Origin of the sequence: Tianweitania sediminis (assembly GCF_017813335.1) — a bacterium.
GTDB classification, from domain to species: Bacteria; Pseudomonadota; Alphaproteobacteria; order Rhizobiales; family Rhizobiaceae; genus Tianweitania; species Tianweitania sediminis.
Genome location: NZ_JAGIYY010000001.1, coordinates 1328356 through 1348356 on the forward strand (window position 1 = coordinate 1328356; position 20001 = coordinate 1348356).

Here is a 20001-nt window from a genome sequence, read left to right on the forward strand (position 1 = left end):
GATCCGATCAACGGAAGGGAAGTCTAGGGCGCAGCAAGTCGTCACAGGAAGGGGACCGCCCGGGCCCCCTTTCGCGGCACAACTCAGGTGATCCGGCGAATGGACGCTTCGAGCTCTTCGGGCTCGAAGATGCGTTTCCAGTCATCGCGCATCAGCATCGGCTTGCCGAACTCGATGGCCTTGTTGCAGGCATCGGAAAACACGCCCGGCGTTTCCTCGAAGATCACGGCGCCAAGGACATTCATGTGACCGAGAAGGAAATCGCGCGCCGCTTCGCGCGGGACACCGCGCTTGGTGACTTCATCCAACGCTTCCCGCATGACATCGAGCAGACTGGCGCAAAGCGTTTCCGACAAGCCGGGTTCCAGCAACGCGAGTTGCTCGACCGTGATCCTGTGCGAGCGCATGACGGGAGCCCAGATGATCTTCGCGATCTCTTCGCCCAAGGCATAAGCTTCTTCCGGTCCCTGCATCAGGGCTGACACGATGTGCTGCTTGGCGGCGACCCCCCCAAAGAAGTCGCGCTTGGCAGCTTCTTCCGTTTCATCGTTGAAGATCGGGGGATGGCATGGATGCGTCACGAAGTAGGTGAGGTCCGGACGATCAGGCAGATGGCCTGCGAACGGCGCAGCAGCATCAAGGATGACCAGCATGGTGCCGGGTTTCAGGTCTTTCTCAATGAAACCGGCGACCTTTCCAATCGCCGTATCCGGAACGGCCAGGATCACGACGTCCGCCTGGGCGATCGCCGTTGCGGTGTCGACCGCATCAAGACCAAGCCCGCTCTTCAGGCGTTCGCGCCCTCCTTCGCTGACCTCCGCATAGCGCACGGAAAATCGGCTGTCCTTGAGCTTGCCAGCCAGTCGAAAGCCCATCTTGCCGCCTGCACCGATCAGGGCAATCGTGGTCATGGTCTCACATCCTTCTCGTAAGTCGTGCCCGATGCCGCGCCGTTCGGTTCATCATCGCGAGCGGCCGCCTGCCAGCAGAGCGAGTAATCGCATCTGTCCGTCACGCTAGGTTGTCACATAAGTCATGTCAATCGCCAGGAGGTGGCGTATGGGTCCGGTTGTGCCCGGAAGCAAGCGGGACTAGAACGGAACCTTAGCGACGGAGAGCATCATGGAGCCAGTGCATAAGCGCAAGCTTTACCAGGAGGTCCTTGACCGGCTCATAACCGCCATCTCCACGTCGGAGTTCCCGCCGGGATCGCAGCTTCCCAGCGAACGTGAACTGATGAACATGATCGGCGTCGGGCGACCCTCCATCCGCGAAGCCATGCTCACGCTGCAGCAGATGGGGCTGATCAAGATCAGCCATGGCGAACGTGCGCGCGTCATCAATCCGACGCCGGAGGTGATCGTCAATCAGATTTCGGCTGCGATGATCATGCTGCTTGCCACCAGTTCGCGCGGGCTCGACGAACTCAAGGAGGCACGCTTGTGGCTGGAAACATCGATGGTGAGCCTCGCCACGCGCAATGCCACGGCCAAGGATCTGGAAGCGTTGGCTGCATCCGTGCGCGAACTTCAGGATGCCCGCGGGGATCAGTCACGATTTGTAGCGGCCGACATGGCGTTCCACGGGATCATCGCGGATATGAGCGGCAATTCGATGATCGCGGCCGTCACCAAGGGGATGCTGGACTGGCTGTCGCGGTTCAAGCGCGAGCTTGTTTCGGTTCGCGGCAAGGAAAGGCTCACAATTGAGGAGCACGAAAAGATCTACAAGGCGATCGCTGCCGGTGATGCCGAGGGCGCCAGCCAGGCGATGCGCGACCACATCACGCGCGGCAACAAGCTGTACTGGCAGACTGCTGAGCCCACGCAACTTGCGGATGCCTGAACTGGCGTGATGACATAAGAACTGGTGAGTGGTAGGCGCTACTTCAGCATCTGGAGGAGCTCATGTCCGAACGCATCGTCGCATCCTACCTCATTGAAACGCGCTACCCACCGGAACAGGCGGCGGCGGCGATGGCTGGCGAACAATCCAGCGGCACGTTCCGAACCATGCCGGGAGAAACGCCGGAACTGCTGGAGCGCTTCGGCGCGCGTGTTGAAGCGATCGAGACGCTGGAGGAGGTGGAGCAGCCCTCCTTGCCTCACGCCAGGCCGCCGAAGACTGGTGGATCGCGGCTGCCGCAGCGCGCACGGGTCACCATTTCCTGGAACTTCGAGAATGTGGGGGCGAGCCTTGCAACCTTGTGGTCGACCGTGCTCGGCAACCTGTTCGAACTCCATCATTTCTCCGGGCTAAAGCTCCTTTCCCTCGAAATTCCCGAACCTTTCGGGGCGGCCTACGCAGGCCCGCAATTTGCCGTCGAAGGCACTCGGGTGCTCACCGGCGTACGCGATCGTCCTATTGTCGGCACCATCATCAAGCCGAGCGTTGGGCTGACGCCGGATGCCACCGCCGAACTCGCCGACCGCATGATCGGCGCGGGCCTTGATTTCATCAAGGACGACGAATTGATGGGCGATCCGCCCCATTCGCCTTTTGCCGAGCGCTTCGAGAAGGTGATGGCCGTAATCGATCGTCACGCCGATCGCACCGGCCGCAAGGCGATGTACGCGGCCAACATTTCTGGCGACCTCGATGCGATGCGCCGCCAGCTTGACCTGATCGAACGCCGCGGCGGGACCTGCGCCATGCTGGTGCTGAATTCCGTCGGCTTGTCCGGCGTGATCGAGATCCGCAAGCATTCCCGCGTCGCACTGCATGGGCATCGTGCCGGCTGGGGCGTTTATGACCGCGCACCGGTTCTGGGCATGAGCTACTTGGCCTACCAGAAGTTCTGGCGCTTGGCAGGTGTGGACCATCTGCACGTCAACGGACTTCAAAACAAGTTCTGTGAGCCGGACGAAAGCGTGATGGCTTCAGCGCGTGGGTGCCTGACGCCCATGCTGACAAGCAAGCCCTGCACGGTGATGCCCGTGTTTTCCTCAGCGCAGTCGGCGGTGCAAGCCGGTGACACCTTCCGTCAGCTTGGCTCGGACGACCTGATCTATTGCGCGGGTGGCGGCATCATCGGCCATCCCGATGGCGTGGAAGCCGGGGTGCGCTCAATTCATGAAGCGTTCCAGGCCGCCAAGGAAGGCGTTTCCGCGCACGATTATGCGGCCAATCACCCGGCGTTGAAGGCGGCACTTGCGTCCTTTGGCTGAATAAAGGCCGGCGGCGGTACAGGTGCCGCCGGCTCTTCCGGACGATCCTCACATGCGTGACGGAAGCCAAGTAGCAATGCCTGGCACCAGGATCACAAGCAGGGTCACCGCTGTAAGTGCGACCACAAAGGGCAGCACGGCCTTTGACCCTTGCATCAGGTTTACCCTGGCAATGCCGCATGTCACGAACAGGCTCGCACCGACAGGCGGGGTGATCAAGCCGATCGCCAGTCCCATGACGGTAACGATGCCGAAGTGGATCGGGTCGATGCCCACCTGCTGGGTAAGCGGATAAAGCACGGGCACCAGGATGATGATCGCCGCGCCCAGGTCCAGAACGGCGCCGGCTATCAGGTAAACCATCAGGATCAACACAAGCAGCAGTTCGGGGCTGCTGGTGATTTCCAGGATCATGCGCGCGGCGGACTGCGGGATCTGCTCGCGGGTGATGATCAGGCCGTAGAGTGTAGCGCCGGCGATCAGGAGCATCACGATGCCCGTGGTGACTGCGGCGTCGAGAACGATGCGAGGAAGGTCGCGAAAGGCAATGGTGCGGTAGATCACCATGCCGACGATCAAGGCATAAACGACAGCGATGACGGAGGCTTCCGTCGGTGTCGCGATGCCGTAGCGGATCGAGCCGATGATCACTACCGGCATGATCAAACCCCAGATGCTGGAGCGCAATGCCGCCCAAAAAGAGCGCAGTGTCGGGAAGGGGCCTCTGGGATATTTGGCTCGAACCGAGATGAGCCATGCCGTTCCAATCAAGGCGGCCGCGATCAGCAGACCGGGCAAGATGCCTGCCACAAAAAGGCGGCTGACGGATGCGCCCGTGACGACGCCATAGATAATCAGCGGTACCGAAGGGGGGATCAAAACGGAGATCAAAGAGCCAGAAGCCACGGTCGCCGCTGCGAAGGAGCGGTCAAAGCCGGCGCGGATCATTTCGGGGATCATTGCGCCCCCGATGGAGGAAGCCTCCGCAACGGCGGATCCGGTCATGCCGCCCATGATGGTGCCGCCGCCGATGGAAGCGTGGGCAAGGCCGCCACGCATCCAACCAAGCAGGGCATTCGCCAGGTTCATGATGTCACGCGCGATACCGCTCCTCGACATCAAGTGACCGGCTAGCAGGAAGAATGGCACGGAAAGCAGGATGAAACTGTCGATCGCGGCGGTCATGCGCTGGCCAACCAGCATCGGCGGAATGCCCCCATACGTGATGGCAGCGAGCGACGCGATGATCAGTGCGAAGGACACCGGAACATTGATCAGCAACAGGGCGATGAAGCCGAGGCCAAGAATGAGTGCCATGGATCAGGCCTCGCCGTGTTCGGGGGAGATGGCGCGCCGACCGGTGAGCCATGTCACGAGGATGTCGCCGACGATGAGCAGCGCCATGGCGTTATACCCCGCATAAACATAGCCCATGGGAATGTTCAGGACGGGCGACGGCTGGTTCGCAGCGAGCTGGATCAAGCCGAGATTTGTCCAGAACGTGTAGGCAAAAAGGGCCAAAAGCAGCGCTTCCACCAGAAGCATCGAGGCCCGCATCAGCGCCGCGTTGCCCGTATAGGTGACGGCATCCACGGCAATGTGCCCGCGGTACTTCCAGGCGAGCCAGGCAGCAAGGTAGCTGACCCAGACGAAAACGAAGCGCGCGAGTTCCTCGGTCCAGTTGAGAGGATTGTGCAGGACATAGCGCGAAAACACCTGCGCAAGGCAGGCCAGCGTCATCACCACTATCCCAAAGATGAGCACTGCCTGCGCCAGCCGCTCAATCCATGACCAAACCTGACGAATGGTCGCCTCCCTGGTTCCTGGCAGAAAAACAGCGCGACGCGAAGCCGCGCTGTTTGAAGCGATCTTACTGCGCGGCCGCGTTGATGCGCTCGAGCATTTCCGGCTTGATGTTCTGCTGGGTGGCGGCGAGATCGCGCAGAGCATCGCGGAAGGGCGCGGTGTCGACTTCCACGACCGTCATGCCGTTCTCCTTGATCTTGGCGAGATACTCCTTCTCCAGTTCCGCAGATTTCTCGCGCTGGAAGCCGGTGGACTCCTTGGCAGCCTCGGAAATGATCGTCTGCTGTTCCGGCGTCAGGCTGTCCCACTTCATCTTGCTGAAGAGCGCCACGTGCGGCCCGTAGACGTGCCCCGTGAGCATCAGATGGCTCTGCACTTCCCACAGCGAATTCACGTAGATAACCGTGATCGGGTTTTCCTGGGCGTCGATGACCCCTTGTCCCAGGCTGGTGAAGACTTCACCCCAAACCATCGGAATGGGCGAAGCGCCGAGTTTCTCGAAGGCGGCCATGTGAACAGGGTTCTGCATGGTGCGCAGCTTCAGGCCCGACAGATCGGCCGGCTTGGAAATGTCCTTCTTTGCGGTCAAGTGGCGCCAGCCATTCTCCCACCAGGCGAGGCCGTGAATCCCGCGGCTTTCGAAGCTTTTCAGGAGTTCAGTGCCGACGTCGCCGTCCAGCACGCGGTAAACATGCTGGGAGTCCTTGAACAGGAAGGGCAGATCAACCACGGCGAGATCGGGCGCAAACGCAAGCAGCGGGCCGGTCGAAACAACCGCCATGTCGACGGAGCCGAACTGCAGGCCTTCCACCATTTCGCGCTCTTCGCCGAGCTGGCGGTCTGGATAAACCTCCACCTTGATGTCGCCGTTCGACTTTTCGGAAACGAGCTTCGCAAAATGCTCGAGCGCCAAATGCGTGGGGTGCCCGGTTGTGGTTCCGTGGCCGGCCTTGATCACGGTTTCTGCAAAGGCTGGCTGCATGAAAGCGGTCGCCAGCAAAGCGGCGGCGATCAAACGTCGCAACATGAATGTTCCTCCCTGAACTTGGACGCGACACGCGTCCTTATAAAAGCCCCCGGCGACCTCCCGCCGAAGCTTCCCCACCGTTATCAGCTCATCATACCATTGTAAATTCCGTCGGAAGGGCGCAGGCGGTCTGTCATTGGCAGCTTGCCGATATCCGGGCAGAGGTTTATAGCTGACTGATATGATGACCTTATCTCTGGAGGAGAGACGTTGACCACTTCAATCGCGATTCTAGGCTCAGGCGGGAAGATGGGTTTCCGCATCACCAAGAAGCTTGTTGATGCAGGCTATGATGTGCGTGCCGTGGAAATCGGCGACGCAGGTCGCTCCCGTTTGGCAGAAGCGGGCATCACGGCCACCGACGCAGAAACAGGCGTCAAGGGCGCTCAGGTCGTCGTTCTAGCGCTGCCCGACAACATCATCGGCAAGGTGGCTGCGGATCTGTCGCCGCAGCTCGAAAGTGGCACGATGCTTCTGATCCTTGATGCGGCGGCGCCTTATGCTGGCGACCTGCCAAAGGACCGGCCGGATCTGACCTTCTTTATCGGCCATCCCTGTCATCCGCCGCTGTTCAACGACGAAACCGAATGGGATGCACGTCGCGATTATCACGGTGGCGTGGCCAAGCAGTCGATCGTCTGCGCCCTCATGCAAGGCCCGGAAGAGCATTACGCGCTTGGTGAGGAGATCTGCAAGGCGATGTGGTCGCCGATCATCAACTCCTACCGCGTCACAACCGAACAACTCGCCATCCTGGAGCCGGGACTTTCCGAGATGGTGGCGATGCCGTTCGTGGACACGATGGTTGAAGCCGTCGAGGAATGCGAAAAGAAGTACGGAATTCCACGCGAAGCCGCACTCGATTTCCTGATCGGCCACCTGAATGTCGAAATCGCCATGTGGTTCGGCTATTCTCCGAAGGTGCCTTCGGACGCTGCCTTGCGCCTGATGCGCTTTGCCAAGGGCGTTGTGGTGCGCGACGAATGGCGCGAGGCACTGTCGCCCGCCAAGGTGAAGGAAGCGGCAGAGCTGATTGTGTATGGCAAGGGTGCCTGAACCACGCCCCATCGCCGTATCGACGGCGCTGTTTGACGGATACAGCATGGAAGCGGCGATCCACGAGATCGCCGCTTCCGGCGCTTCTCACGTCGAGCCGGCCTTCATCCGCGGCTATGTCGAGTTCGACGAAAACGCCTTTAGCGCCGCCAGCGCCAGCATCATGGCGCGCGCCCTCGCAGAAGCCGGGCTGAAAAGCGTGGCCGTGTCCGCGCATCTCGATCTGGCGCTGCCCGAAGCTGCCGACATGCTGCGCCGCCGCCTTGACTTCGCGGAGCGGATCGGGGCCGGCTATGTCATCACCAACACAGGCGCCCAGCGCTACGCTGATGCGATCTTCCGCACGATTGAAGCTGTTTTGCCTGCTTGCGAACAGGCCGATGTCGCGCTTGCCCTGGAAAATCCCGGGCATGGGGAAGGCGACCTGATCGGCAACGGTGCGGACGGAGCCGCGGTTGTCGCGAGGTTCGCATCGCCCTTCGTGCGCCTGAACTACGATGCCGGCAACATCTTCACCTACAGCCGTGAAGCGCGGCGCCCCGAGCACGACATCGCCGAGGCTTTGCCGGCCATCGCCCATCTTCACCTGAAGGACGTAGCGGGCGATGAGAATGGGTGGCGCTTCACGCCATTGGGCGAGGGCAGCATCGATTATGCCGCGCTGTGGAAGCTGGTTCCTGATGATCTCCCGGTGGGCATCGAACTGCCGCTTCGACTGGAACGGCCGAACAGGGCGGATCCTGCGCGCAGGCCGGAGCCGTTGCCCCTGCCTGAACTGCGGGATTCCTTGCTTCGCTCGCTGGCGTTCGTGCGTCAGCTCGATTGAAGGAGAGGGCAGTACTCAACGCGACTGCCGATCTGGTAAACACGAGCAAGGCCGGATGATAGACCTGGGTCGTCGCGTTAGCTCGATGGCTCAAGCCAGCACTGGTTGTGGCGTGTTTCGTTCAGGATCCCGAAGTCTATGGGGCTCCTTCAATCCTTGTACCAGCTTGGCAAGCCAATCCACAAAGACCCGCACCTTGTTGCTGAGGTGGCGGGTCTGCGGATACACAATATAGAGCGGGAGGGTTTCGCATTCCCACTCTGGGAGGATCTCCTCCAGCGTGCCACGCTCCACAAGGTCGTCCGCCATAAAGCCGGGGACCTGGCCGATGCCGATGCCGGCAACAACCGCGTTCAGGTAAGAGCGCGCGTCATTGACAGACAGAGCATAGCGCGGCGCGATCTCGACAACTTCTTCGCCACGACAGAACTCCATGGTGAGCACCCGTCCGGCCGTGGCGTTGAGGTAGCCGACGGAGATGTGGTTCTTGGCGAGATCGTCGGGATGTTTGGGATAGCCAAACCTCTGAAGATAGGCAGGCGATGCATAGGTGCGCAGCTTCAGTTCCCCGACCTTGCGGGCAACCAGAGACTGATCGGTCGGCGTGCCGCCGCGCAAAGCGCAATCCACATTCTCGGCAATGTAATCCACCAGCCTGTCGCCGACGCCGATGTCCAGTTGGATTTGCGGGTAACGTTGGTGGAAGTCACAGAGATGGGGTATGACCAGGAGATCGGCGAAGGCCCCGGCCATCTCGACGCGCAGACGTCCGGATGGCTGTGTTTGGGAGTTCGACATCGAGCCATCGAGTTCCTCGATCTCTGACAGGATCTGGAGGGCGCGTTCGTAGTAGAGCGCGCCATCGGTCGTCACCATGACCCGCCGCGTGGTGCGGTTGAGCAGCGTTGTGCGCAGATGCGTTTCGAGCGCCTGCACCATGTTGGTCACTGTTGTCTTCGGCATTTTGAGTGCGGAGGCTGCGCGGGTGAAATTGCCGGTTTCCACCACCCGCACGAAGACACGCATCGCAGATAACTGATCCATCTTTGCCTCTATTGTTCATCTAAGCCGAATAGTGAAGCCCGAAATCGTGCACTTGCCGATCACGCCGGAACAATAATATCTTTCCTTCAACAGGCAAGCACCCATAGAAGCAAGCGGTGGAGCCTGGAGGAACCATGTCGGCGCATTGGAAAAAAACAGGATCATGCAGCGAGGCGGCGCCAATGGCCCCACTGCGCCTTTACGAAGGAGCAAGAACAAGCAAGGTCCCGCCCATTGTGCTGTACCTGCGCGGCCGTGCCTTTCTCGACAAGGATCGTGGCGAGGCTGAGCGGCCGATTGCCAGGGCGATGGCCGACGCCGGAGCGGTTGTTCTGGAGGCCGACTATGGCAGCGTTTCCCGCAACGTGTTTCCGAACGCGATGGATTGTGCGTTTCAGGCGCTGAACGACATCTTCAAGCGCCGCAAGCAGTTCGGCAGCGCAAAGTCGCCACTTTTCGTGGCCGGCGACGAAGCGGGAGGCAATGTTGCGGCGGGCGTGGCGCTGAAGGCGCGAGACCTTCTTCCAGGAGGTTTGAAGGGACAGATGCTCTTCTCGCCCATGATCGACCCGCAGATGGCAAGTGCGTCGTTTCGGTCGGCCGACAATCTGGGCATGCGGAGTGCCTGGTCGGATGGCTGGAGCCGCTATATCGGCTCCTTTCTTCAGCACCCCTACGCGGCGCCCTGCCTGTGTTCGCGACTGGCCAAGGTTGCACCGGCGCTGGTCATCACCTCGGAGGATGATCCTCTTCGCGACGAGGTGCACGGCTATGCACAGCGGCTGGTGGCCTGCGATGTCACGGTGGTTCAGCACGTCTTTCCAGCAGATTGCGGCTGGACGAGCCTATACAAGGAAGGCACCGGAGAGTGGCTATCCGCGTTTCGCTCGAAGTTTTTGAGTTTTGTGGAGTTAGTTCGTTGAAGTGCTAATCTGATCCACGTCAGAAGTTTTTTAGTTTCTTGAAGTTCATTTTGATGGAAACCAGGTCTGATGAGTTACTTGTTGGCTTTTCCACCCAGCGCGTAGGCAGGATCTAAGGGCCATTTCTTTTTTATTTCTGATCGCGACGTTCGATTGAACGAAGGGGCGACGCTGTCGCCCGGGAGAACAAGATGCCACCGAAGATCAAGAACTGGGCCCTGTGGGGCACCGGATTGAGCGTGGCTGCGCTGATTGCAGCCGCATCCTTTTACGTCGAGACGCCCAGCGGTGCGAATGCCGCGCCTGCCGCTGTTGCTGCAGCGCCCGCCGTTCCGGTGAAAGTCGCCGCTGTGGAAACGCGCAGCGTCACCACCTGGCAGGAATTTTCTGGCAGGCTGGAGGCCGTAGACCGCGTGGAACTGCGGCCGCGCGTTGCCGGGGCCATTCGCTCCGTCCACTTCCGCGAAGGGGGCCTCGTGAAAGCGGGCGACCTGCTTTTCAGCATCGACCCAGAGCCCTACAAAGCTGCGGTTGCCGAAGCGCAGGGCCTCGTCGCATCCGCTGAAGCAAGGCTGGAACTTGCAGCCACGGAACTGACGCGCGGCAAGGCACTTGCCGCCAAAAGCACGATCGCGCAGAGCGATCTGGCGCAACGGCAAAGCACATATAGCGATGCGGCTGCTGCCCTCCAGTCGGCGCAGGCCAGCTTGAAGGTCGCACAGCTTAATCTGGATTACACGCAAATCACGGCGCCGATTTCCGGCCGCGTTGGAAAGATCGACGTTTCCGCCGGAAACCTCGTTGCCGGTGGATCCGCTTCAACAGCACTGACGACGATCGTTTCCATCGATCCGATCTATGCGAGCTTTGACGTCAGCGAGGGTTTCGCAGCAGGTGTGCTGTCCGAACTGCCGGTGAACAATGGCGTGACAGCCATTGATCAAATTCCGGTCGAGGTTGCCACCCTGGCGGCCGATGCCGAGCCGGTCCGCGGCAAGCTGCAGTTCGTCGACAACCACATCAACCCGGCGAGTGGCACCATCCGTGTTCGGGCCGAGTTTGTGAATCCCGATGGGCGGTTGATCCCCGGTCAGTTCGTGCGGTTACGCATGGGGCAGCCGGAGGCCAAAGACCGGGTGTTGATCAGCGAACGGGCGGTGGGCACGGACCAGGACAAGAAGTTTGTTTTCGTGGTCAACGACGCCAACACCGTTGATTATCGTCCCGTCGAGCTCGGCACGACCGTTGACGGCATGCGCGTCGTCGAAAGCGGCCTGACCGCCGGCGATCGGATCGTGGTCAGCGGACTCCAGCGCATTCGCCCCGGCGTCCTTGTGGCCCCGGAAATTGAAGCACAGGTCGCCGCCAAGTAACAGGCTCTTTCCGCCGGCCAGCCCTTCCAAGATTTGTGACCGAACTTCGTGATCAGCTGACCGCGAAGAGAGACCCGGCATGCCTTTAGCCCTGCAGAAAGGGTTCCAATGAATATCTCGCGCTTCTTTGTTGACCGACCGGTTTTCGCTGCGGTCTTGTCGATCCTGATTGTGGTGGCGGGCCTGCTCGGAATGCGGGCGCTGCCGATCTCCGAATATCCTGAAGTGGTGCCGCCATCGGTAGTGGTTCGTGCGGTCTATCCAGGTGCCAACCCGACGGTTATATCCGAAACGGTGGCGACGCCGCTGGAGGAGCAGATCAACGGCGTCGAGGACATGCTCTACATGTCCAGTCAGGCGACCTCGGATGGCGTGCTGACGCTGACAGTCACCTTCAAGCTCGGCACAGATCCGGACAAGGCCCAGCAACTGGTTCAGAACCGCGTGTCTCAGGCCGAACCGCGACTGCCGTCGGAAGTGCGGGCGCTCGGCGTCACGACGGTGAAGAGCTCGCCCGACTTCATCATGGTGGTCAACCTCGTTTCCACGGGCGATCGATATGACCTGACCTATCTGCGCAACTATGCGACCTTGAACATCAAGGATCGCCTCGCGCGCCTCGAAGGAGTCGGCCAGGTTCAGGTTTTCGGCGCCGGCGATTATTCGATGCGCATCTGGATCGACCCGCAAAAGGCGGCGGAACATTCGCTGGCGGCAAGCGACATCACCAATGCCATCCGGGGCCAGAACGTGCAGGCTGCGGCTGGCACCGTTGGCGCTTCACCAAGTCTTCCTGGCGTCGGCCTGCAGCTCAACGTTAACGCGCAGGGGCGCCTGCAAACGCCCGAGGAGTTCGGCAACATCATCGTCAAGACGGGCGAGAGCGGCGAAATCACCCGCCTGCGCGATGTTGCCCGCGTCGAACTCGGTGCTGCCGATTACACGCTCCGCTCGCTGCTGGACGGCAAGCCGGCCGTCGCGATGCCGGTTCTCCAGGCTCCGGGTTCGAACTCGATCGAGATCGCCGACAGCGTTCGCGCCACCATGAACGAGTTGCAACAGGCGATGCCCGAAGGCGTGAAATACGAGATCGTCTACGACACGACCGAGTTCGTGCGCTCGTCGATCGACAAGGTCATCGACACGCTGCTGGAGGCGGTGGCGCTTGTTGTGATCGTTGTGATCGTCTTCCTGCAGACCTGGCGCGCCTCGATCATCCCGCTGCTGGCGGTGCCAGTTTCCATCATCGGCACGTTTGCGGTGATGTACATGTTCGGCTTCTCGGTGAATGCGCTCACTTTGTTCGGTCTCGTGCTGGCGATCGGCATCGTGGTCGACGATGCGATTGTTGTGGTGGAAAATGTCGAGCGCAACATCGAGAACGGGCACGCTCCGCGTGAGGCGACCTACCGCGCAATGAAGGAAGTGTCGGGGCCGATCATCGCGATCGCGCTGGTGCTTGTTGCCGTGTTTGTGCCGTTGGCCTTCATCTCCGGCCTGTCCGGACAATTCTATCGCCAGTTCGCCTTGACCATCGCCATCTCGACCGTCATTTCGGCGATCAACTCGCTGACCCTTTCCCCTGCGCTCGCTGCACTGCTCCTGAAGGATCACCATGCTCCCAAGGATCGGTTGACGCGCGCCATGGACTTTGCCTTCGGCTGGTTCTTCCGCGGCTTCAACCTCGTTTTCGGCGCCGCCTCCAACGGCTACGGCCGCACAGTGGGCGGGCTGTTGTCGCGCAAGAGCCTTGTGATGCTGATCTATCTGGCGCTGGTAAGCTTGACCTACAGCATGTTCAACGCCGTTCCGGGCGGCTTCGTGCCGAACCAGGACAAGCAGTATCTCGTCGGCTTCGCACAGTTGCCGGACGGCGCAACGCTCGACCGCACGGAAGCGGTCATCAAGCAGATGAGCGATATCGCCCTAAAGCAGCCGGGCGTGAAGCATGCGATCGCTTTTCCGGGCCTCAACATCAACGGCTTCACCAACGGCTCCAATGCCGGTGTCGTGTTTGCCGTGCTCGATGATTTCGAAAACCGCAAGTCACCCGAGCTTTCCGGCGATGGCATTGCCATGGCCCTGAATGGGCAATTCGCAGCCATCGACGACGCCTTTATCGCGATCTTCTCGCCACCGCCCGTGAACGGTCTGGGCACAACGGGTGGCTTCAAGCTGCAGATCGAGGACCGCTCGGGCTTCGGCAACCAGGTGCTCGACGAAGCCGCCAAGGCCGTGATCGGCAAGGCCTACCAGACGCCGGAACTGGCCGGCATCTTCTCGAGCTTCCAGATCAACGTGCCGCAACTTTATGCCGATCTTGATCGCGCCAAGGCCGAACAGCTGGGGGTGTCGGTGACGGACGTGTTCGAGACGCTGCAGATTTATCTGGGCTCGCTCTACGTCAACGACTTCAACGCCTTTGGCCGGACCTACAGCGTGCGTGTCCAGGCTGATGCCGCTTTCCGGGCGCAGGCCGACGACATCGGCAACCTCAAGGTCCGCTCGCAGACGGGGCAGATGATCCCCCTGTCGGCTCTCTTGAAGGTGGACGAAACGGCCGGGCCGGAACGCACGACCCGCTACAACGGCTTTCTGTCGGCCGACATCAATGGCACCCCGGCACCCGGCTATTCGTCGGGCCAGGCCCAGGCGGCGATGGAGAAGATCCTCGACGAAACCTTGCCCCTCGGCGTCGATTACGAGTGGACCGATCTGACCTACCAGCAGATCCTGGCCGGCAATTCCAGCCTTCTTGTTTTTCCGCTCGCGCTGCTGTTGGTTTATCTCGTGCTTGCCGCGCAATACGAGAGCCTGACACTGCCGCTCGCCATCATCATGATCGTGCCGATGGGAGTGCTGGCGGCGCTGACTGGCGTCTGGCTGACGGGCGGCGACAACAACATCTTCACTCAGATCGGCCTGGTGGTGCTGGTGGGACTATCGGCAAAGAACGCGATCCTGATCGTGGAATTTGCGCGTGAGCTGGAATTCGAGGGCCGAACGCCTTTGCAGGCTGCCGTCGAAGCGAGCCGGCTTCGCCTGCGCCCCATCCTGATGACGTCGATGGCCTTCATCATGGGCGTCGTGCCGCTGGTGATTTCGACCGGTGCCGGTGCAGAAATGCGCGCAGCCATGGGCGTTGCCGTCTTCTCCGGGATGATTGGGGTCACCTTCTTCGGCATCTTCATGACGCCGGTCTTCTATGTCCTGGCGCGCTTGCTGACAGGCGGCCGGCCGCTGCGCCAGCATGCAGGAGGAGCGGCCGGCGCTGCCTTGCCGGCCGAGTGACAGCGGAGTCCGCAGTGATGCTTGTGTATGCCTCTGCCGGCGATTCCTCTGCGGGCGATCGGGCCGGGTGTTCACAAACCCTTAGGGCCGAGCGGCCATGATCGGCTTTACACATGGGATCAGTGGCGCCGATGAGCCGGATAATCGCAAGAGTTGTTTGCGCGGGGTTGGGTTTCCTGTTCCTGATGGTCCCTGCCATTTCAGGCACGCTTGACGCCCCCAAGGGTGTTCCGATCCTCACGATCTCAGGCGCGATTACGAACATCAACGCCGGAGAAGCCGCTGTTTTCGACCGCGGCATGCTGGAAGCGCTTGGCTTTGAGAGTATCTCCACCAAGACGCCGTGGTTTGATGGCGTCGCCCGCTTTGACGGCGTTCGCATGGACAAGCTGATGGAGGTGGTCGGTGCCCGAGGCAAGTCTGTTACGGCCGTCGCGCTCAACGACTACGTCACCACCATCCCCATCGACGACTTTGCCCGATTTGGTGTGATCCTCGCCCTCATGCGCGACGGGGAGTACATGTCGGTCCGCAACAAAGGACCGTTGTTCATCGTCTATCCCTACGACAGCGACACTGAACTCCAGTCCCAGATCTATTTCGGTCGTTCCGCTTGGCAAGTTGCCAAGTTGACCGTTCAGTGAAGATCGCGATCAGGAACGACGTTTGATGTCCCTGAAAATCGTCCAGCGGCTCCTTGCAGTCGTGATCTGCTGCTTCGTGGTGGTCACTTGTTACATTTCGATCGTCATCTTTGATCGACAAGCCGCTCTCCAGAAGGTCTCGCGCTACAATGCGGTCTGGACGGTCAGCCAGGCATTGGCTGAGTTTGGCCGCCTTCAACTGACGCTCGCTTCCTACGCTCTCCCCGAGAGCCGGACGAGCTTCGATGAGGTGCAGTTGCGTCTCGACATCATGTTCAGCCGCCTGGATATCTTTGAAGAAGGACATGCGGCTGAATTCGGCGCAGGCCGGAGCCTTCGCCAGTTCGTGAGAAACGAGCCCAAAAACGAACAGGTGATTGCCCAGCTCCGCCAAGCTCTTGAGGCTGCCGATGCACGGATCATGGCTGAAGGAGCCGGGTTTGATGTAGCGGCAACCTTGCGCACGCTCCAGCCCATGAACGCCGAGATGGTGGCCATGGCTTCCCGTGCAGCCAACTACGGTGCTGCTCGTGCTGCAGGGGACAAGGCTGAGTTGGGGCGCCTGCACATGCTCTTTACCGGGCTTGCGTGGAGCCTGATCATCTGCGGCATCGTTCTGATTGTACTGCTTGTGCGGCAAAACAAGCTGTTGAAGGAGGCGCACACAAAACTCAGTCAAACCACGGCGCAGCTGCAGGAAAGCAATGGCGTCGTGGGCATGCAGAACCAGAGGTTCGACGCCGCCCTCAACAACATGTCCCAGGCACTGTGCACCTGCGATCATCGGGGGCAGCTCGTCGTCTTCAACAAGCGCTTCGAGGCGCTACTGGGCCCCGACAGCCGGTTGCAGCCGGGCACCAACTTATCCGAAGCCCTGGCCGTCGGGCGCCGCACGTCCGAACCCTCAGCTCTGCAGGAACTCTACGAAGAACAGATGCGGCTCATCCAGCGCCACGAGAAAGGGTCGTTCACCAAAGACCTCCGTGACGGCCGCTCGTTCTCGGTCGCTCATGAGCCCCTTTCCGACGGTGGTTGGCTCGCAACTTATGAGGATGTCAGCGTCCGGCGGCAGGCGGAAGCTCACATGCTCCACATGGCACACCATGACGCCCTCACGGACCTTCCAAACCGCGTGTTGCTGCGCAAGCAGCTGCGAGCACGCTGTTTGCGCTCCGGACGTTCAAGCGAGATCGTGGCAATCCTGCTGCTAGATCTCGATGGCTTCAAGGAGGTCAATGATACTCTGGGCCACCATTTCGGTGACGAGCTCCTGAAATGCGTCGCCGACCGTCTGCGTGCCATTCCGGAAGTTGGAAGTGTCGCAAGGCTTGGCGGCGACGAATTTGCCATACTGATGCCGCCCAGCTGCTCCGCCGAAGACACTGTCGCCATCGCCAAGCGGGTGCTGTCCGTCCTGTCCGAACCCTACATGGTCGATGGACACGAGATCGTCCTGAGCGGAAGCATTGGCATTGCGCATCAGAGGCAAGCGTCCTGCAATCCGCAGGAACTGCTGAAGCATGCCGATCTCGCCATGTATCAGGCCAAGGCTGATGGTCGAGGCCGGGTCTGCCTGTTCGCGCCGGAAATGGAAGCTCGGCTCCACGAACGAAAAGCGCTGGAAGCGGACCTGCGCGAGGCCTTGCCGCGGGGTGAGATGGAGCTCCACTACCAGCCTCTCCTTGACGCCCAAACCCTGGAGATCGCTGGCTTTGAAGCGCTGCTGCGCTGGAAGCGACAGGGTAGAGAGTATGTTTCACCCGCCGAATTCATCCCGTTTGCCGAGGAAATCGGTCTGATTGAACAGTTGGGGGAATGGGTCTTGGAGCAGGCTTGCTTCCAGGCTTCCAAGTGGCCGAACCACCTTTTCGTGGCGGTGAACCTTTCGCCGGTCCAGTTTCGACAGGGTAATGTCGTTCTGAAGGTTCTGAAGGCTTTAACGCGTTCAGGTCTTTTGCCGCAGCGGCTCGAACTCGAGATCACGGAGTCTGTTCTACTGGAAGCCAGCGATCTCAATCTGGCGGCGCTCAATCAGCTCAAGGAAATGGGAGTGCGGATCGCGCTCGACGACTTCGGAACGGGGTACTCATCCCTGAGCTATCTTTCCCGCTTCACCTTCGACAAGATCAAAATAGATCAAACCTTCATCCGCGACCTTCCTGCCGGGGGGCATGCGGCAGCGGTTGTGGAGATGATCGTGGATCTCGGCGGCAGGTTCGGCATCAAAACGACAGCCGAAGGCGTTGAGACCGATGAGCAACTGCACCTGCTTCAGCAACTCGGCTGTTCGCAAGTGCAGGGGTTCTTGTTCGCCCGAGCGCGACTGCCCGGAGACCTCCAGTTCACTTACCCGAGGCAGAAGGAGCTTCTTGCGCCAGCGCTTGGCTAGCGGCACCTGACGTCCTGACCTCCAATCACAGGTCGATCCGGCAGCGTATCGAACCGCGGCACGCCCTGCGGAATCACGACCCAAGGGTGCTTGCTTCGCACGAAATAGTGGGCGTCGGGTTCAAGTTCGCGGCCCTCATCCAAGGTGCCGACCCGAATGAACCGCGTTGCGTCCCCGAACAGGGGATGGTCCGCATAAAGCAGCACGCCGCAATCAACGCATCGCCATTGTCGATTTCCCGGTTCGATCCCAACCCGATCCGCGTCCGTCCATGTTGTTCCCAGTTCCTCGACAGCGCTCGTCGCGAACATGGCATTGACGGCAAAGGCTGACCCGGTGAGGCGCTGGCAATCGCGGCAGTGACAAGCGTTGACGGCCCGTGGCTGCCCAAAGACCCGGTAGCGAAGGCGGCCGCATTTGCAGCCGCCTTCGCGCAGGATTTCCGCCTCGGAAGCAGGGTCAGGAGCGGGCATCAACCGCGCCTCGCGGCCTCGATTGCGGCAACGTCGATCTTTTTCATCTCCATCATCGCCTCGAACGCGCGTTTCGCCTCCGCGCCGCCAGCGGCCAGTGCGTCGGTCAGCGCGCGAGGCGTGATTTGCCAGGAAACGCCCCATCGGTCCTTGCACCAGCCGCAGGCGCTTTCCTGCCCGCCGTTGCCGACTATGGCGTCCCAGTAGCGGTCCGTTTCCTCCTGATCGTCGGTGGCGATCTGAAAGGAGAAAGCTTCGCTCTGCTTGAAGGCGGCGCCACCATTGAGGCCCATGCAGGGGACGCCCACGACAGTGAAGTCCACCGTCAGCACATCGCCCGCCTTGCCGGACGGATAGTCGCTCGGAGCGCGATGAACCGCCTTCACCGCGCTGTCAGGAAAGAGATCGGCGTAGAACCGGGCGGCGGCCTCGGCGTCGTTGTCGTACCAGATGCAGATCGTGTTCTTGGCCATGGTCATTGCGCGTCCTTTTGCTGGAACCCGTTCCCGCACGTCAGCGGATGCGCGGTCCGACGAGGCCGAAGCGAGCGCCTCGATTGTCCTCGGCGATCAGCGAGAAGACGCCGCCGGGGATTTCGTCAGGTCCTTGGAGCGGCCGCCCGCCGGCTTCATTCACCCGGTCCAAGGTCGCGTCGATGTCATCGACAGAGAAATAAACCAGCCAGCCAGGGCGGCCATTCGGCACCTCGCCCATGACAGCGCCAATGCAGTCCGATCCCGCGTGGATGAAGCTGTATTCTCCAAGGTCTCCCATGGGCATCCCGCCTTCACGGCGCAGCCCGAGAAGGCTGTTGTAGAAGGACAGCGCAGCGTCTGGATCAGCCGCCGTGAGTTCGTTCCAGACGGCGTGGCCCTGCGGAACGCTGTCGCCGCACTGGAAGGCGCGGCTGCTTTCCTCGCTCGCCCCGCGCATCACGTAGAACAGCGCGCCCTGCGGATCGGCGAGGAAGGCGAAGCGCCCGACCTCGGGAATGTCGGTCGGCGGAGCATGAACCGACGCGCCGGCCTGTTCCGCGGCGCGGACACTTTGGTCGACGTCCTCGACGCCAAAATAGATCAGCCAGCGCAGGGGCATTTCCTGACCGTCAGGCTGATGCATCAATCCCGCAACGCTCGAAGTGCCGACGCTTGCAACGCGGTAATCCACGTCTGGTCCCGCAGGCATGCGCTCGAAGGACCAGCCGAGCACGCTGCCATAAAAGCGCTCGGCCGCGCCTGCATCGGCTGAGATCAGTTCGTACCAGATTGGCGTTCCTTGCCTGTTCGTCATCTGTCATCCCCCCTGTGGCTTCGCGAAGCCGGAAGGCCACGTTCATGAGCCGGCTGCTATAAGGGCACCCGGCTGAAGCGCGTCCCCGTACACGGCGCCTCTACCTTCGAGGCCATCTTGAACAACTAAGTTGATATCAACATATATGGGTCATGATGTCCAGTGAAATGCCAAGCGCTGATGCTGTTTCATTCGAAACGACGCTTTTCGTCCGCGACCATTGCTTGTGCCTGCACACGCAGCGCGCGGCCAGGATCATCGCGCGTCGCTTCGACGTAGCGCTGCGGCCGCTGGGTCTGAAGAGTGGTCAATTCTCGCTTCTGATGTCGCTCAACCGCCCGGAGCCGCCCACACTCGGATCCGTGGCCGAGCTTCTGGCGGTGGACCGCACCACCCTTACGGCGAACCTGAAGCCGCTGGAGCGCGATGGCTTGATTGAGGTGCGGTCCGACCGGGAAGATCGCCGCGCTCGCCGCCTCCTGCTGACGGAAAAGGGCCGAAGCGTCTTGGCAAGGGCCGTCCCTATCTGGACGAAAACACATCGGGATATCGAAAGCGCGCTCGCGCCTGGCTCCGCCGACCGCCTGCGGGCTGACCTCAACGCGCTTCTGAGTCAGACCTGATGAGGCGGAGATGAGATCGCGTGAGAGTGAGGGCTCCTAACCTGCGGCGGTAACCCGAAAGGGGTATCC

General features: G+C 61.0%; 18 protein-coding genes. 10 read left to right on the forward strand and 8 right to left on the reverse strand.

The window, feature by feature from the left end; all coding sequences use genetic code 11:
- Positions 1-83: 83 nt before the first annotated feature.
- Positions 84-911, reverse strand: coding sequence for a phosphogluconate dehydrogenase C-terminal domain-containing protein (locus J5Y06_RS06455; protein ID WP_209334195.1), 828 nt, complete (start codon positions 909-911; stop codon positions 84-86).
- A gap of 211 nt (positions 912-1122) precedes the next feature.
- On the opposite strand from J5Y06_RS06455, the gene nanR reads away from it, so the two are divergent.
- Both nanR and J5Y06_RS06465 read left to right on the forward strand, forming a co-directional pair.
- Positions 1123-1845: a transcriptional regulator NanR gene (gene nanR, locus J5Y06_RS06460; RefSeq protein WP_209334196.1), complete on the forward strand. Its 723-nt coding sequence runs from the start codon at positions 1123-1125 to the stop codon at positions 1843-1845.
- Between the two features lie 62 nt (positions 1846-1907).
- The gene (locus J5Y06_RS06465) at positions 1908-3167 is read left to right on the forward strand and encodes a ribulose-bisphosphate carboxylase large subunit family protein (RefSeq protein ID WP_209334197.1); all 1260 of its coding nucleotides are present in this window, start codon (positions 1908-1910) and stop codon (positions 3165-3167) included.
- Positions 3168-3215: 48 nt separating this feature from the next.
- Here the strand turns inward: J5Y06_RS06465 and J5Y06_RS06470 are convergent, their stop codons facing one another.
- From J5Y06_RS06470 to J5Y06_RS06480, 3 genes are all read right to left on the reverse strand, one after another.
- The gene (locus J5Y06_RS06470) at positions 3216-4484 is read right to left on the reverse strand and encodes a TRAP transporter large permease (RefSeq protein WP_209334198.1); all 1269 of its coding nucleotides are present in this window, start codon (positions 4482-4484) and stop codon (positions 3216-3218) included.
- A gap of 3 nt (positions 4485-4487) precedes the next feature.
- Positions 4488-4907, reverse strand: coding sequence for a TRAP transporter small permease (locus J5Y06_RS06475; protein ID WP_245247583.1), 420 nt, complete (start codon positions 4905-4907; stop codon positions 4488-4490).
- A 130-nt stretch (positions 4908-5037) separates the two neighbouring features.
- Positions 5038-6000, reverse strand: coding sequence for a TRAP transporter substrate-binding protein (locus J5Y06_RS06480; RefSeq protein WP_209334200.1), 963 nt, complete (start codon positions 5998-6000; stop codon positions 5038-5040).
- A 210-nt stretch (positions 6001-6210) separates the two neighbouring features.
- On the opposite strand from J5Y06_RS06480, the gene J5Y06_RS06485 reads away from it, so the two are divergent.
- Complete coding sequence (locus J5Y06_RS06485) at positions 6211-7056, forward strand: phosphogluconate dehydrogenase C-terminal domain-containing protein (protein WP_209334201.1); 846 nt, start codon at positions 6211-6213, stop codon at positions 7054-7056.
- The gene (locus tag J5Y06_RS06490) at positions 7040-7882 is read left to right on the forward strand and encodes a sugar phosphate isomerase/epimerase family protein (protein WP_245247584.1); all 843 of its coding nucleotides are present in this window, start codon (positions 7040-7042) and stop codon (positions 7880-7882) included. The genes J5Y06_RS06485 and J5Y06_RS06490 overlap by 17 nt, the downstream gene beginning before the upstream one ends.
- Before the next feature lie 90 nt (positions 7883-7972).
- Here J5Y06_RS06490 and J5Y06_RS06495 read toward each other — a convergent pair whose 3' ends face one another.
- Complete coding sequence (locus J5Y06_RS06495) at positions 7973-8926, reverse strand: LysR family transcriptional regulator (RefSeq protein WP_209334202.1); 954 nt, start codon at positions 8924-8926, stop codon at positions 7973-7975.
- 134 nt (positions 8927-9060) lie between these two features.
- On the opposite strand from J5Y06_RS06495, the gene J5Y06_RS06500 reads away from it, so the two are divergent.
- The 5 genes from J5Y06_RS06500 to J5Y06_RS06520 all read left to right on the forward strand — a co-directional run bounded on the left by J5Y06_RS06500 (position 9061) and on the right by J5Y06_RS06520 (position 17546).
- Positions 9061-9849: an alpha/beta hydrolase fold domain-containing protein gene (locus J5Y06_RS06500; RefSeq protein WP_209334203.1), complete on the forward strand. Its 789-nt coding sequence runs from the start codon at positions 9061-9063 to the stop codon at positions 9847-9849.
- Positions 9850-10040: 191 nt separating this feature from the next.
- Positions 10041-11222 carry an efflux RND transporter periplasmic adaptor subunit gene (locus J5Y06_RS06505; RefSeq protein ID WP_209334204.1) on the forward strand — a complete coding sequence of 394 codons (1182 nt, stop codon included), beginning with the start codon at positions 10041-10043 and terminating at the stop codon, positions 11220-11222.
- 108 nt (positions 11223-11330) lie between these two features.
- A complete protein-coding gene (locus tag J5Y06_RS06510; protein WP_209334205.1) occupies positions 11331-14513 on the forward strand; it encodes an efflux RND transporter permease subunit in 3183 nt (1060 codons plus the stop codon).
- Between the two features lie 185 nt (positions 14514-14698).
- The gene (locus J5Y06_RS06515) at positions 14699-15157 is read left to right on the forward strand and encodes a putative pterin-binding protein (RefSeq protein WP_209334425.1); all 459 of its coding nucleotides are present in this window, start codon (positions 14699-14701) and stop codon (positions 15155-15157) included.
- Between the two features lie 25 nt (positions 15158-15182).
- Entirely contained in the window at positions 15183-17546 is a 2364-nt protein-coding gene (locus tag J5Y06_RS06520) for a putative bifunctional diguanylate cyclase/phosphodiesterase (RefSeq protein WP_209334206.1), read from the forward strand.
- Here J5Y06_RS06520 and J5Y06_RS06525 read toward each other — a convergent pair.
- The 3 genes from J5Y06_RS06525 to J5Y06_RS06535 are packed head-to-tail and all read right to left on the reverse strand — an operon-like array spanning position 17543 to position 19309.
- Positions 17543-18019: a GFA family protein gene (locus J5Y06_RS06525; RefSeq protein WP_209334207.1), complete on the reverse strand. Its 477-nt coding sequence runs from the start codon at positions 18017-18019 to the stop codon at positions 17543-17545. The genes J5Y06_RS06520 and J5Y06_RS06525 overlap by 4 nt on opposite strands.
- Positions 18019-18492, reverse strand: a complete 474-nt coding sequence (locus tag J5Y06_RS06530; RefSeq protein WP_209334426.1) for a VOC family protein — start codon at positions 18490-18492, stop codon at positions 18019-18021. Before J5Y06_RS06530 ends, J5Y06_RS06525 begins: the two co-directional genes overlap by 1 nt.
- Positions 18493-18532: 40 nt before the next feature.
- Positions 18533-19309, reverse strand: coding sequence for a VOC family protein (locus tag J5Y06_RS06535; RefSeq protein ID WP_209334208.1), 777 nt, complete (start codon positions 19307-19309; stop codon positions 18533-18535).
- A 167-nt stretch (positions 19310-19476) separates the two neighbouring features.
- Between J5Y06_RS06535 and J5Y06_RS06540 the strand changes: the two genes are divergently transcribed.
- A complete protein-coding gene (locus J5Y06_RS06540; protein WP_245247586.1) occupies positions 19477-19932 on the forward strand; it encodes a MarR family winged helix-turn-helix transcriptional regulator in 456 nt (151 codons plus the stop codon).
- The last annotated feature ends 69 nt before the right edge of the window (positions 19933-20001 follow it).